The sequence below is a fragment of the Kitasatospora sp. NPDC056800 genome (genome assembly GCF_042789775.1).
GTDB lineage: Bacteria > Actinomycetota > Actinomycetes > Streptomycetales > Streptomycetaceae > Kitasatospora.
The window spans coordinates 1-13,298 of the sequence record NZ_JBHUAL010000053.1 but is presented as its reverse complement, the minus strand read 5'-3'; the positions used below and the strand labels follow the sequence as shown (position 1 = coordinate 13,298).

The following is a 13,298-nucleotide window of genomic DNA, read 5'->3' as shown; positions in this document are numbered from 1 at the left end:
GCGTTTCCCGGTGGATTCCTCCCACCACACCCTCGTGGCCCGACCGATCGTTCGGTTACTCTGTGACGTGTCCCGTCCTGCTTTCCGAGGCCCTCCGAGGAGCGCACAGATGTCCGCAGCGGTCACCCACCCCCTCGTCAGCGAGCTGGTCGAGCGCCACCAGGCCACCCTGGACGCCGCGCTCGCCGCCGCCGCCGAGCGCGACTACTGGTCGCCCTACCCCGAGTTCCCCAAGGCGTACGGCGAGAGCGGGCCGGCGGACGGCAAGGCCGCCTTCGACGCCCTGCTCGGCAAGCCCTTCACCCTCGAAGGCCACCCCACCGACGGCGACCAGGTCGGCGGCGAGGCCTCCCCGTACGGCGTCGAGCTGGGCATCACCTACCCGCACGCCGACCCGGACGCGCTGATCGCCGCGCTCACCGCCGCCCGCCCCGGCTGGGCCGCCGCGACCCCGCTGGAGCGCGCCGCCGTCTGCCTGGAGATCCTGCACCGGATCAACGCCCGCTCCCACGAGTTCGCCCAGGCCGTCATGCACACCACCGGCCAGGCCTACGGCATGGCCTTCCAGGCCGGCGGCCCGCACGCCCAGGACCGCGGCCTGGAGGCGGTCGCCTACGCGTACGCCGAGCAGACCCGGCTGCCGAAGCAGGCCGGCTGGACCAAGCCGCAGGGCAAGCGCGACCCACTGGTGATGACCAAGGAGTTCACCGTCGTCCCGCGCGGCCTCGCGCTGCTGATCGGCTGCAACACCTTCCCCACCTGGAACGGCTATCCGGGCCTGTTCGCCTCGCTGGCCACCGGCAACCCCGTCCTGGTCAAGCCGCACCCGCGGGCCGTCCTGCCGCTCGCGCTTACCGTCGCCGTCGCCCGCGAGGTGCTCGCCGAGGCCGGCTTCGACCCGAACCTGGTCGTCCTGGCCGCCGAGCACGAGGGCGGCACCGTCGCCGCCGCCCTCGCGGTCCGCCCCGAGGTCAGGCTGATCGACTACACCGGCTCCACCGCCTTCGGCGACTGGCTGGAGGAGCACGCCAGGCAGGCGCAGGTGTACACCGAGAAGGCCGGCGTGAACGCCGTCGTCATCGACTCCACCGACGACTACAAGGGCATGCTGGGCAACCTGGCCTTCGCGCTCTCCCTCTACAGCGGCCAGATGTGCACCACCCCGCAGAACGTGCTGATCCCGCGCGGCGGCATCGCCACCGACCAGGGCGACAAGTCCTACGACCAGGTGGTCACCGACCTGGCCGGCGCCATCGAGGGCCTGCTCTCCGACGACGCCCGCGCCGCGGCGATCCTCGGCGCCGTGGTCAACCCCGGGGTGCTCCAGCGCTCGGCCGCCGCGGCCGGCGGCGAGTACGGCGAACTCGCCCTCGCCCCGCGCGCGGTGACCTCCCCGGACTTCCCCGGCGCGACCGTCCGCACCCCCGCGCTGGTCAAGCTGGACGCCGACAAGCCGGACGACCGCGCGGTCTTCCGCAGCGAGTGCTTCGGCCCGGTCTCCTTCGCCGTCGCCGTCGAATCCACCGCCGCCGCCGTCGAGTTGCTGCGCACCACGGTCCGCGAGAAGGGCGCCATGACGGCCTCCGGCTACACCACCTCGCCCGAGGTGGAGGCGCTGCTGGTCGAGGCCGCGCTGGACTCCGGCGTCTCGCTCTCGCTCAACCTGACCGGCGGCGTCTTCCCCAACCAGACCGCCGCCTTCTCGGACCTGCACGGCACCGGGGCCAACCCGGCCGCCAACTCGGCCTACTGCGACGGTGCGTTCGTCGCCAACCGGTTCCGCACGGTGGAGATCCGCCGGCACGCCTGAGCCGTTCACCCCCGTCACCGGGCCCCGGCGGTCACCCACCGCCGGGGCCCGGCGGTTCACAGCTCCGACGGCGCCCGCGATGATGGAGGCTGGGAGAACGCCGGGAACGGCGTACGACCGCCCTCCGAACAACGGGAGCTGATACATGGCCGTGAAGCCGACGACCGAAACCGACGTCCTGATCGTCGGCGCCGGACCGACCGGACTGCTGCTGGCCGGCGACCTCGCCGCCGCCGGAGTCGGCGTCACGGTACTGGAGAAGCGCGCCGCCGAGTCCAACCTCACCCGGGCCTTCGCCGTGCACGCCCGCAGCCTGGAGCTGCTGGACGCCCGGGGCCTGGCCGAGGAGCTGATCGCCACCGGCCGCCCGCTCGCCGAGCTGAGGATGTTCGACCGCTTCGGCATCGACCTCGCCGCGCTGCCCACCCGCTTCCCGTTCGTGCTGATCACCCCGCAGTACAACGTCGAACGGCTGCTGCTGGACCGCGCCGAGAAGGCCGGCGCGACCGTCCTGCGCGGCGCCGAGGTCACCGGGCTGCGCCAGGACGCCGAGGGCGTGACCCTGGAGACCCGGGACGGGCAGGGCCACCGCGCCGCGTACGCGGTCGCCACCGACGGCGTCCACTCCACCGTCCGCGACCTGCTGGGCATCCCGTTCCCCGGGGAGTCGGTGGTCGACTCGGTGGTGCTGGCCGACGTCCGGCTGGACCGCGAGCCCGCCCAGGCGATCACCGTCGGCGCCAACCAGGCCGGCTTCGCCTTCATCGCCCCGTTCGGCGACGGCTGGTTCCGGATCATCGCCTGGGACCGCGAGGAGCGGTACCCGGACGGCACCACCCCCTCCGCCGAGCAGCTCACCGCCCTCGTCCGGGCCATCCTCGGCGAGGACTACGGCCTGCACGAGGTGCGCTGGAGCTCCACCTTCCACAGCGACGAGCGGCAGGCCCCCAACTACCGCTCCGGCCGGGTCTTCCTGGCCGGCGACGCCGCGCACTGCCACTCCCCGGCCGGCGGCCAGGGCATGAACACCGGCCTCCAGGACGCCGCCAACCTCTCCTGGAAGCTCGCCGCGGCACTCCGGGGCCACGCCACCGACGCCCTCCTGGACACCTACCAGACCGAGCGGCACCCGGTCGGCAAGACGGTGCTGCGCACCTCCGGCGCGCTGATCCGGCTGGCCCTCGCCGAGTCCGCCCCCACCCGCGCCCTGCGCGGCGCGCTCACCGCGCTGGGCGGCCACCTCGACCCGGTCACCGAGCGCGGCGCCCGGCTGGTCTCCGGCATCGGCATCTCCTACCCCGCGCCCAAGGACGCCCACCCGCAGGTCGGCAAGCGCGTCCCGGACCTGCGACTGACCGCCCTCAGCAAGCCCGTCGAGGGCGCCCCGGCCGCGCCCGAGCGGCTCTACGAGGCGCTGCGCGCCGGGACGTTCGTCCTGGTCAGCAATGACGAGCTGGCCGCCGCCGAGCCCTGGGCCGACCGCATGGTCTCCGCCGCCCCCGCCGACCCGCACGGCAAGCTGCGCGACACCGTCCTGCTGATCCGCCCGGACGGCTACGTCGCCTGGGCCGCCGTCGACCCCGGCCAGGGCGAGCTGCGCGCCGCCCTCACCGACTGGCTCGGCGCCCCGGCCTGACCACCCCCGGGCGGGCCCGCGACCCCCGCGCGCCCGCCCGGCCCGTCGTTCGCCCGCCGCTCAGCCCCGGGCCTTCACATAGTGCCGCGCCGCCTTCGCCCGGTTCCCGCACACCGCCATCCGGCACCACCGCCGGCGGCCGTTCTGCGAGGTGTCGAAGAAGTACAGGACGCACGCCTCGTGCGCGCACTGCTTGATCCGCTGGGCGCCCCGGTCCAGCAGGTCCAGGAAGTCGTCCGCCGCCAGCCAGGAGGCCAGCCACTCGGGCCGGTCCACCTCGACGTGCGCGGTCGGCCCCTGCGGGCCGAGCTCCCGGCGCAGCCGCCCGTGGCCCAGCACGCCGTTCAGCCGGGCCACCGCCTCCGGCCCCAACTGCCCCTGCCCGCACAGCTCCTGGACGGCCTCGGCGATCACCTCACGGGTCTCCCGCAGAGCCGCGAGCCCCGACCCGGCGGCCCGGCAGCGGTCCGCGAGGCCGGCCGAGGAGAGCCAGATCGGGTAGCCGTCCGGTTCGGCGAGCAGGTCGTTGACGGGCGTTCCGGCCCAGCGCGTGTTGAGCAGGTCCAGTGCGAGCGGCTCACCGATCAGCGGTCGCGGGTCCCTCGGGTCCGGCTGCACGTCAGTCATCGCTCTCCCTCGGATCGGTCCGATTCTACGTCCGCCCCTTCCGCCCGGACTGGTCTGGACCGGCCCCGGAACCACGGTCATTCACTGTATGGAACCGCCGAGTTGGGGGCCCTCCACAGTTGACTGTTTTTTAGCAACGAATTGCCCGGCCATGAGCCAATTCGCACACGGGTTCTGTCATGTTCGAGCCAGCGTTCTCGACCCCCCTGAACGCCTGGTCCCTTGCCGGCCCCCCACAGCCGGCTGGAGGAGGATCCGTTGCGTCCCCGCTCCCTTGCCCTCGCCGCGGCGATAGCCGTGCTGCCGCTGACCGCCGTCTCGCTCGGTGTCTCCACCGCGCAGGCCGCCACTCCCAACGCCTCCCCGCGCGTCGCCCTGCCGAACACCGTGAACCCGGCGGTGGCCCACTCGGAGAAGAAGGGTGACGTCCCGGCCGCGCAGCAGATCTCGGTGTCCGTCAGCCTGAAGCTGCGCGACACCGACGCCCTGGACCGCTTCCTGACCGCCGTCACCACCCCGGGCGCCCCGGAGTACGGCCACTACCTGACGCCGGAGCAGTTCACCGCGCGGTTCGGCCCGACCCAGGCCGCCGTCGACCAGGTCCGGACGTACCTGGCCCAGCAGGGCCTGACCGTCTCCGACGTGAGCGCCAACCGCCAGGTGGTCAACGCCCGCGGCACCGCCGCCCAGGTCTCCCAGGCCTTCGGGACGCACGAGAGCGCGTACCTCGACCCGCAGCTCCAGCGCGCCTTCTTCGCCAACGACGCGGCCGCCTCGATCCCGTCCGACCTGGCCTCCGTGGTCCAGGGCGTCAGCGGCCTGGACAACCACGCGGTGCGCAAGAACCGCCTGGCCACCCCGAACTCGGTCACCCCGAACACGGCGAGCGCGAGCCCGAGCGGCATGGCCCCGGCCCAGTACACCGGCGCGTACAACCTCAACAAGACCGGCGCGGACGGCACCGGCACCACGGTCGCGCTGTGGGAGTTCGACGGCTACCAGTCCTCGAACCTGACCACCTACGACTCCCAGTACGGCCTGTCCGGCCCGGCCGTCTCCACCGTCTCGGTGGACGGCGCCAACTACGACTCCGCCCCCGGCCAGGGCCAGGGCGAGGTCGAGCTGGACAGCGAGATCGTCCGCGGCGCGGCGCCCAAGGCCACCCAGCTGGTCTACGAGGCGCCCAACAGCGACCAGGGCGAGATCGACATGGCCAACAAGATCGTGACCGACAACAGGGTCTCGGTGGTCTCGATCTCCTGGGGCTCCTGCGAGCCGGACACCACCGCCGCCTCGATGACCGCGGTCGACAACGCCTTCAAGCAGGCCGCCGCCCAGGGCATCTCGATCTTCTCCGCCTCCGGCGACGACGGCTCCCGCGACTGCACCCGCTCCACCAGCGGCTCCGGCGTGAAGGCGGTCGACTTCCCGGCCTCCAGCCCGCACCAGACCGGCGTCGGCGGTACCAACCTCAAGGTCTCCAGCGGCAACGCCTACTCCTCGGAGAGCGCCTGGAGCACCGCCGGCGGCGGCGTCTCCACCGTGTTCGCCAAGCCGAGCTGGCAGACCGGCACCGGCGTCAGCGGCACCATGCGCACCGTCCCGGACGTCTCCTCCAACGCCGACCCGCAGAGCGGCTTCGCGATCTACACCGCCGGCGCCTGGCAGGTCTACGGCGGCACCAGCGCGGCCGCGCCGCTCTGGTCCGGCTACGCGGCCCAGTTCAACCAGAAGGCCAAGGCCGCCGGCCAGGCCGTCCTCGGCGAGGCGAGCCCGCGGCTGTACTCGGTGGCCAACGGCAGCGGCTACGGCAGCACCTTCCACGACGTGACCACCGGCGCCAACCAGGACTTCTCCGCCAAGGCCGGCTACGACCAGGTCACCGGCTGGGGCTCCCCGGTCGCCGACGCGCTGACCACCGCCCTGCTCGGCGGCGGCACCACCCCGCCGTCCGGCGGCTGCACCGCCGCCCAGCTGGTCGCCAACGGCGGCTTCGAGAGCGGCACCGCCTCCCCGTGGACCGCCTCCAGCGGCGTGGTCAGCAACAGCTCCTCCGAGGCCGCCCACTCGGGCAGCTGGAAGGCCTGGCTGGACGGCTACGGCTCGGCCCACACCGACACCCTGTCGCAGACCGTCTCGATCCCGGCCGGCTGCGCCTCCGCCAAGCTGACCTTCTGGCTGCACGTCGACACCGCGGAGACCGGCACCACCGCGTACGACAAGCTGACCGTCCAGGCCAACAGCACCACGCTGGCGACCTACTCCAACGTGGACGCCGCCGCCGGCTACGTCCAGCGCACCCTGGACCTGACCTCCTTCGCGGGCCAGACCGTGACCGTCAAGTTCACCGGCACCGAGGACTCCTCGCTGCAGACCAGCTTCGTGATCGACGACGTCGCGCTGAACGTCGGCTGACCACCGGCCGCACCACCGCACCACCCGATCCCCGCCGGGGCGGAGCCGTCAGGGCCCGCCCCGGCGGTGTCCGTCCCGGGCCCTGCCGGAGCCGTCCGCCGGCCCGGTCGGGCCCCGGTCAGCGGCCCGTGTTTCCGGACTGTTTCAAGATCGATAACCCTTCGGTCCACCTGCCGTGACCACTGTCATACGCACGACTGATGACGTAGCCTCTCGACCGTGCATAGGGTTCCCCAAAGCTCGGTGAAGCCGCTGGCGGCGCGCCCCGGCGCCGACCCGGTCCCGCCGAACTCACCTGGTGGGGAGGGTCACCGTATGGCCGCACAGCAACCTCAGGACGCCGCGCGGCTGCGGCTGGTCGGATCGCACACGGAGCGCCCGGGCCCGCCCGGGCCGCCCGGCCCGACTCCCGCCACCCCCGGACCGCCCCCCGGCCGGCTCGCCCCGGTCGGCGGCTTCGCGGACACCCTCCACCTGGCCATCGAGGCCAGCGGCCTCAGCCTGGACCGCATCCGCGCCGCCCTCGCCGGGCGCGGCGTCAGGGTCAGCGTCACGACCCTGAGCTACTGGCGGCGCGGCCGCAGCCAGCCCGAACGGGCCAGCTCGCTGCGCGCCGTCCACCTGCTGGAGGAACTGCTCGGGCTGCCGCACAGCGCGCTCTCCTCGCTGCTCGGCCCGCCGCGCCCGCGCGGCCGCTGGGCCGCCGCGGCCAACACCTGCCACCTCGGGCTGGAGGACGTCTGGCCGGGCGAGCAGGAGATCGCCAACATCTTCGCCGAGCTGAACGCCCCGCCGGCCGGCGAGCTGGAGCGCCTGAGCATCCACGACTCCTACTACGTGGACGCCGAGCGGCGCGGCAACCTGCTGCGGATGCGCCAGGTGGTGCGCGCCACGGTCGGCGGCGTCGGCCGCTGCCTGGTGGTGCACATGGCCGACGAGGAGGCGGCCGGCTGCCCGGAGATCACCGCGGTGCGGCACGGCCGGCTGGGCCGGGTACGCCGCCGCCCGGAGGCCGGGCTGATCGTCGGCGAGCTGATGCTGGACCGCCCGCTCGGCCTCGGCGACAGCACGGTCTTCGAGTACGAGGTGGAGATCCCGCCCGGCGGCCCGACCACGGAGTACAGCCGCCGCTTCGCCACCCCGGTGCGCGAGTACGTGCTCCAGGTGCACTTCGACCCGGCGGCCGTCCCGGCGCACTGCGAGCGCTACGACCGCGAGCCGGGGGCCGACGTCGACCACCGCCGCGAGCAGCTGTGGATCGGCGCCTCGGCGAGCGCCCACGTCCTGGCCCCGGACCAGCAGCCGGGCCACATCGGCATCCGCTGGGAGTGGGCGTAGCCCTTCCGCTCCTTCGAGACCCGCCGGACCTCACGGTCCGGCGGGTCTTTCGCATGCCCGCCCGAAGACCTGACCCTTCCAGCTCCCTCCCCTGGTTGACGCTGCATCACCTAACTCCTACTCTCGTGAATACCGGTTAGGCAGCTGCCTCACCGGCAGCCGAAGCCTCCGGGAGTGACCAGGCATGTCCAGTACCGCCCAGCTCCGCACCCTGCAGACCGGCCACGTGGGCCTGAACGTCACCGACCTGGCCCGCTCGATCGCCTTCTACCGCGCCGTGTTCGGCCTCGACGTCACCGCCGAGGGCACCGACCCCGACCGCCGCTACGCCTTCCTCGGCCGCGACGGCCGCCTGATGGTGACGCTCTGGCAGCAGAGCGCGGGCCGCTTCGCCCCCGGCAACCCCGGCCTGCACCACCTCTCCTTCGAGGTCGAGAGCCTCGACGAGGTCCGCGCCACCGAGCGGCTGCTGCGCGAACTCGGCGCCGAGTTCGCCTACGACGGCGTCGTCCCGCACAGCGAGGGCTCGGCCTCCGGCGGCATCTTCTTCACCGACCCGGACGGCATCCGGCTGGAGGTCTACACCCGCACCGGCGTGGCCGGGACCGCGGCCGCCGCCCCCACCGCCACCGCCCCGACCTGCGGGTTCTTCTAGGAACCGGGCCCGGCCATGACCACCACCAGCACGCCGTACCACCCCGGCGAGCGGGCCGCCCAGGCCCGGGCCGGCCGGACCGAGCGGGCCGACCACGCCGGCCGGTCGATCCGCCGCACCGTCCCGGCGGTCGCCGCCCGCTTCCTGGCCGAGCGCCGGATGCTGGTCCTCGGCGCCGCCGACCGGGACGGCCGGATCTGGGCCACCCAGCTGGCCGGCCCGGCGGGCTTCCTCACCGCCCCGGACGAACGCACCATGGCCGTCGCCGCCCTCCCCGCCGGGGCCGACCCCCTGGCCGAGGCACTGGCCGGCCCCGCCCGGGTCGGCACGATCGCGCTGGACCCGTCCGGCCGGCGCCGGATGCGGCTCAACGGCCGCTCCCTCCCGGACGGCCGGGGCGGACTGCGGGTGCACGCCGACGAGGTGGTCGCCAACTGCCCGAAGTACATCCAGCGCCGCACCCCGACGGACCGCCCGGCCGCCGGCCCGCCCCGTACGGTCGCCGCCGGCCCGGTGCTGACCACCGCCCAGCGGCTGGCGGCGGCCACCGCGGACACCTTCTTCATCGCCAGCACCGGCCCGGACGGCAGCGTGGACGCCTCCCACCGCGGCGGCTTCCCCGGCTTCCTGGAGCCGGTGGCGCCGGACCGGCTGCGCTGGCCCGAGTACCCGGGCAACAGCATGTTCCTGACGCTCGGGAACCTGGAGCTGGACCCGCGGGCCGGCCTGCTGCTGCCCGACTGGGAGACCGGCGGGGCGCTGCTCGTCACCGGCGAGGCCCGCACCGACTGGTCCGAGGAGGCCCGGCAGGGCGTCCCGGGCGCCGAGCGGATGGTCGAACTGACCGTCACCGGCGTGCTCGAACTGGCCGACGCCACCCCGCTGACCTGGACCGACCCGGAGTACTCGCCCGCCATCCCGCGCTGACCCCGCCTCACTTCGCCTAGACCCTCCGCCCGACCCACGCCACGCCCGGGAGCCGAACGGGTCTCACCCGTTCGGCCTAACCCACCGTGACTCATCGCGCCCGCTTTGGGACTTTGGTCCGGATAACACGCGGAATAGTCCGGGAAAGAGGCGGAGCATGACCCTGACCGACCCCCTGTCCCCGCTCATCGAGTTCGACGACGTCGAACCGGCGGAGGACTGCATATGCGGGGGCTGCAACGCCCGCCGACGAGCACGGCTGCACGCCGCGCCCGTCCACGAGGGCGGACACGCCTCCGCCCGCAGCGTCCGCCGCCGGGCCGCCGTCCTGATGGCCGCCGTGGGCACCGCGCTGGGCGGCGGAGCGGCCGCCGCCGGCACCGCCACCGCGGCCCCCGCACCCGGCCCCACCCCGGGCGGCAACAGCAGCAGCCAGTCCCAGACCCCCCAGGGCGAGGTCAGCGGCCTCTACGGCCAGGCCCCCGGCGCCCGTACCTTCGCCGCGCCGCGCGCCGCCGCGGCGCCGCTCACCCGGGCCCAGATCATCCAGCGCGCCCAGACCTGGGTCGACCAGGGCGTGCCGTACAGCATGAGCCGCTACTGGTCGGACGGCTACCGCCAGGACTGCTCCGGCTTCGTCTCGATGGCCTGGGGCCTGGGCAGCAGTCAGACCACCTGGACACTGCCCAACTTCGCCGAACGGATCGGCAAGAACGACCTCCAGCCCGGCGACGTCCTCATCTACAACAACCCGGCCAACCCCCAGGCCGGCTCGCACGTCACGATCTTCGGCGGCTGGGCCGACTCCTCCCGCACCAAGTACGTCGCCTACGAGCAGACCGGCCCCTCCGCCAAGAAGCGCTCCACCCCGTACGCGTACTGGAACAACTCCGGCTCCTACGTCCCGTACCGCTACACCGGCCTGTCCTCCGGCAGCAACGACGGCGGCGGCACCTCCTCCACCGCCTTCCCCGGGGCCGACAAGTTCGGCCCCGGCGCCAACAACGCGTCCGTCACCAGGCTCGGCCAACTGCTGGTGCAGCGCGGCGGCGCCGGGTTCTACTCCGAGGGCCCCGGCCCGCGCTGGGGCGAGGCCGACCGCAAGGCCACCCAGGCCTTCCAGCAGGCCCAGGGCTGGCGCGGCGCCGAGGCCGACGGCATCCCCGGCAAGGACACCTGGGACTACCTGGTCAACGGCAAGGGCCGCGACATCGGCGGCGGGGGAGGCACCCCGCTGCCGCCTCCGCCGCCGCCCGTCACCGGGGGCTCCGCCTTCCCCGGCGCGCAGTACTTCGGGCCCGGCCAGAGCAACGACCACATCCGGCAGCTCGGCGAGCAGCTGGTCCGCAAGGGCTTCGGCGGCTCGTACAGCGTCGGCCCGGGACCGCGCTGGACGGAGAGCGACCGCCGGGCCGTCCAGGCCTTCCAGCAGGCCCAGGGCTGGCGCGGCAGCGAGGCCGACGGCTACCCGGGCCCCGACACCTGGCGCCGGCTCTTCTCCTGACGCCCTCTCCGAGGCGCGGTGCCCACCCGGGCGCCGCGCCTCAGCGCTTCCCCGACATCCAGTGGAACAGGCCCATCCCGACGCTGGTCGCCAGGTTGAAGCTGGACACCCCGGGCCGCATCGGCACCGCCACCAACCGGTCGGCGCGGTCCTTGAGTTCCGCCGACACACCGTGCCGCTCCGTCCCGAAGGCGAGCAGCGCGTCGTCCGGGAACGGCACGTCCCGGATGTCCGCGCCCTCCGGGTCCAGCACGTACAGCGGCCCGTCCGGCAGCTCCGGCAGGGCCAGCCGCTCCACCGCGGTCGCGAAGTGCAGCCCGGCGCTCCCCCGCAGCACGTTCGGGTGCCACGGATCCAGGTCCCCGGTGGTCACCACCCCGGTGGCGCCGAAGCCCGCCGCGAGCCGGATCACCGCCCCGACGTTCCCCAGGTTGCGCGGGTTCTCCAACAGCACCACCGGCGCCCGGCGCGGCAGCCGGCCCAGCACCGCACGGTTCGCCTCGACCCCGGGCCGCACCGCCAGCGCGACCACCCCGGTCGGGTGCAGCCGCGGCACCAGCCCCCGCAGCGCCGCCTCCGGCAGCTCCACCGCGAGCCCCTCCAGCGCCGGAACGACGTCCGGCGCCAACTCACCCGCCAACGCCAGCAGCGCGCCCCGGTCCGCGGTCAGCACCCGCCGCACCTCGCCGCCGAACCGCAGCGCGTGCTTCAGCGCGTGGAAGCCGTCCAGCAGCACCGCCCCCGGCTCCCGCTCGGCCGCCCGCCACGCCCGCACCAGCCCGTCCTCGTCCGTCCTGTTCACTCCGCCATCGTCTCCCCCGGGCGCCCCGCCGCGGCGATCACCTCGTCGAAACCGAGCGCCCGCCCCGGCGGGCCGTCCGTCGTGGCGGCCAGTCCGGCCAGCGCGAGGTCCAGGTGCCGGTGGACCAGCGAGCCGTCCGCGTCCAGCGCCGTCAGGGCGCCCGGCAGCGGACGGGACACCCGGACGCAGAGCAGCACCAGGTCCCCCATCCCGACGTCGGGGCGCAGCCGCCCGGCCTCCCGCGCGGCGCGCAGCAGATCCTCGACGGCCTCCACGGTGCCCCGCCGGACCGCCACCAGCTCCTCGTCCACCACCAGGCGCTCCAGCAGCACCACGATCGCCGCCCCCATCCGCAGATCGGCGGCGGCGTGCACGAAGCGGCGCAGCGCCTGCCAGGGGTCCGCCTCGACGCGCCGCGCCTCCTGCGCGGCCTCGCCGAGCCGGGCCAGCAGGTCGGTGACCAGCGCTCGGACCAGCGCCTCCCGGTCCGGGAAGCGCCGGTAGAGCGTGCCCGGTCCGACCCCGGCCCGCCGCACCACCGCGTCCAACGGGGCGTCCGGGCCCCGCTCCAGGAACACCTCGCAGGCGGCGTCCAGGATCCTGCGCCGGCTGCGTTCCGCGTCGGCCCTCATCCACAACTCCCTAACCGGAGAAAATCTCTCCCCCTATGCTAGCGTCACCAGAAGCGGAGAAAAACTCTCCGCCTCTCTCGGAGGAGCGCCACCATGCCGACCAGCCTCACCATCCGCACCGAGATCGACGGCACCCCCCACCCCCGCGAGGCCGTCCTCGCCTGGGAACTCGACCGCGCCCGCGCCGCCCTGCACCTCCTCAAGCAGCGCCTCGGCGACACCCGCACCCGCGAACTCCTCACCCCCGACACCACCGCCGCCGACACCGCCCTGACCACCTGGGCCCAGGCCTCCGCCGGCCACTGGCGCACCGCCGTCACCGAACTCACCGCCACCGGCGTCGACGCCCGGACCTTCCTCACCTGGTGGCAGACCCGCCTCCACTCCGGCGACCGCACCGCCCTCCTCGCCGCCAACCCCGAGCACTACCTCGCCGACTCCACCGGCGACCGGGTCGAGATCATCGAAACCCTCGGCACCACCCCGACCCGCTTCTTCCTCCACTTCCACGACACCCCCGGCAACGCCACCTTCCCCGTCCGCATCGGCGGCACCGGCACCCTCGCCGACGGCACCGAAGTCCTCCACGTCATGCACGAGTTCGCCGACACCCCCGACGGCCTCCGCATCCGCCTCACCGTCCAGTTCCCCGAAGCCGCCCCCGACCTCCTCCCCACCGGCCACCAGTGGCACTTCGCCTGCGAGTTCACCAACTGGCTCCAAGCCGCCCACGCCGCCTGACCCCCACGCACCCGTCACGCCCCTCAGCACCCTCCCCCCACCCCCAGCGGGCGCGCCCACCCACTCCCGCACCAGGGCCCCCACCCCCACCCCCACCCACCCGCCCCTCCCCTCTGGCGAGAGGGACGCGCTGCGGGAGGGGGTGGCGCAGGGGGTGGCCGCGGAGAGGGGCGTGACGGGTGATTTTCAGACTGCCAACGATCTGAACGCC

At 74.2% G+C, this 13,298-nt stretch carries 11 protein-coding genes; 8 read left to right on the top strand and 3 right to left on the bottom strand.

The features are described 5' to 3' along the window. The first annotated feature begins 109 nt into the window (after positions 1-109). Positions 110-1,810 carry a phenylacetic acid degradation protein PaaN gene (paaN, locus tag ACFRQN_RS14720; protein ID WP_380740692.1) on the top strand — a complete coding sequence of 567 codons (1,701 nt, stop codon included), beginning with the start codon at positions 110-112 and terminating at the stop codon, positions 1,808-1,810. A 145-nt stretch (positions 1,811-1,955) separates the two neighbouring features. Beyond that, the gene (locus tag ACFRQN_RS14715; protein WP_117488781.1) at positions 1,956-3,446 is read left to right on the top strand and encodes an FAD-dependent monooxygenase; all 1,491 of its coding nucleotides are present in this window, start codon (positions 1,956-1,958) and stop codon (positions 3,444-3,446) included. A 60-nt stretch (positions 3,447-3,506) separates the two neighbouring features. On the opposite strand, the gene ACFRQN_RS14710 is transcribed toward ACFRQN_RS14715, so the two are convergent. Continuing rightward, positions 3,507-4,073 carry a CGNR zinc finger domain-containing protein gene (locus tag ACFRQN_RS14710; RefSeq protein WP_380740689.1) on the bottom strand — a complete coding sequence of 189 codons (567 nt, stop codon included), beginning with the start codon at positions 4,071-4,073 and terminating at the stop codon, positions 3,507-3,509. Between the two features lie 258 nt (positions 4,074-4,331). On the opposite strand from ACFRQN_RS14710, the gene ACFRQN_RS14705 reads away from it, so the two are divergent. From ACFRQN_RS14705 to ACFRQN_RS14685, 5 genes are all read left to right on the top strand, one after another. After that, positions 4,332-6,488 (top strand): protease pro-enzyme activation domain-containing protein, encoded by a 2,157-nt coding sequence (locus ACFRQN_RS14705; RefSeq protein ID WP_082345817.1) that lies wholly within the window; start codon positions 4,332-4,334, stop codon positions 6,486-6,488. Positions 6,489-6,803: 315 nt separating this feature from the next. Beyond that, positions 6,804-7,826, top strand: a complete 1,023-nt coding sequence (locus ACFRQN_RS14700) for a hypothetical protein (RefSeq protein WP_079272005.1) — start codon at positions 6,804-6,806, stop codon at positions 7,824-7,826. A 184-nt stretch (positions 7,827-8,010) separates the two neighbouring features. Then, positions 8,011-8,481 (top strand): VOC family protein, encoded by a 471-nt coding sequence (locus ACFRQN_RS14695; protein ID WP_380740687.1) that lies wholly within the window; start codon positions 8,011-8,013, stop codon positions 8,479-8,481. 15 nt (positions 8,482-8,496) lie between these two features. Then, positions 8,497-9,408: a pyridoxamine 5'-phosphate oxidase family protein gene (locus ACFRQN_RS14690; protein ID WP_380740685.1), complete on the top strand. Its 912-nt coding sequence runs from the start codon at positions 8,497-8,499 to the stop codon at positions 9,406-9,408. A gap of 157 nt (positions 9,409-9,565) precedes the next feature. Further along, the gene (locus ACFRQN_RS14685; protein WP_107418707.1) at positions 9,566-10,912 is read left to right on the top strand and encodes a peptidoglycan-binding protein; all 1,347 of its coding nucleotides are present in this window, start codon (positions 9,566-9,568) and stop codon (positions 10,910-10,912) included. A gap of 40 nt (positions 10,913-10,952) precedes the next feature. Here ACFRQN_RS14685 and ACFRQN_RS14680 read toward each other — a convergent pair whose 3' ends face one another. Both ACFRQN_RS14680 and ACFRQN_RS14675 read right to left on the bottom strand, forming a co-directional pair. Further along, positions 10,953-11,714: a TrmH family RNA methyltransferase gene (locus ACFRQN_RS14680; RefSeq protein ID WP_380740683.1), complete on the bottom strand. Its 762-nt coding sequence runs from the start codon at positions 11,712-11,714 to the stop codon at positions 10,953-10,955. Continuing rightward, positions 11,711-12,346, bottom strand: coding sequence for a TetR family transcriptional regulator (locus tag ACFRQN_RS14675; protein WP_380740681.1), 636 nt, complete (start codon positions 12,344-12,346; stop codon positions 11,711-11,713). Before ACFRQN_RS14675 ends, ACFRQN_RS14680 begins: the two co-directional genes overlap by 4 nt. Before the next feature lie 93 nt (positions 12,347-12,439). On the opposite strand from ACFRQN_RS14675, the gene ACFRQN_RS14670 reads away from it, so the two are divergent. Then, the gene (locus tag ACFRQN_RS14670) at positions 12,440-13,087 is read left to right on the top strand and encodes a hypothetical protein (RefSeq protein WP_380740679.1); all 648 of its coding nucleotides are present in this window, start codon (positions 12,440-12,442) and stop codon (positions 13,085-13,087) included. Positions 13,088-13,298: the final 211 nt, after the last annotated feature.

Coding starts and splice junctions, on each gene's coding strand:
- paaN (WP_380740692.1), top strand. CDS start 110: ATGTCCGCAGCGGTCACCCACCCCCTCGTCAGCGAGCTGGTCGAGCGC.
- ACFRQN_RS14715 (WP_117488781.1), top strand. CDS start 1,956: ATGGCCGTGAAGCCGACGACCGAAACCGACGTCCTGATCGTCGGCGCC.
- ACFRQN_RS14710 (WP_380740689.1), bottom strand. CDS start 4,073: ATGACTGACGTGCAGCCGGACCCGAGGGACCCGCGACCGCTGATCGGT.
- ACFRQN_RS14700 (WP_079272005.1), top strand. CDS start 6,804: ATGGCCGCACAGCAACCTCAGGACGCCGCGCGGCTGCGGCTGGTCGGA.
- ACFRQN_RS14695 (WP_380740687.1), top strand. CDS start 8,011: ATGTCCAGTACCGCCCAGCTCCGCACCCTGCAGACCGGCCACGTGGGC.
- ACFRQN_RS14690 (WP_380740685.1), top strand. CDS start 8,497: ATGACCACCACCAGCACGCCGTACCACCCCGGCGAGCGGGCCGCCCAG.
- ACFRQN_RS14685 (WP_107418707.1), top strand. CDS start 9,566: ATGACCCTGACCGACCCCCTGTCCCCGCTCATCGAGTTCGACGACGTC.
- ACFRQN_RS14675 (WP_380740681.1), bottom strand. CDS start 12,346: ATGAGGGCCGACGCGGAACGCAGCCGGCGCAGGATCCTGGACGCCGCC.
- ACFRQN_RS14670 (WP_380740679.1), top strand. CDS start 12,440: ATGCCGACCAGCCTCACCATCCGCACCGAGATCGACGGCACCCCCCAC.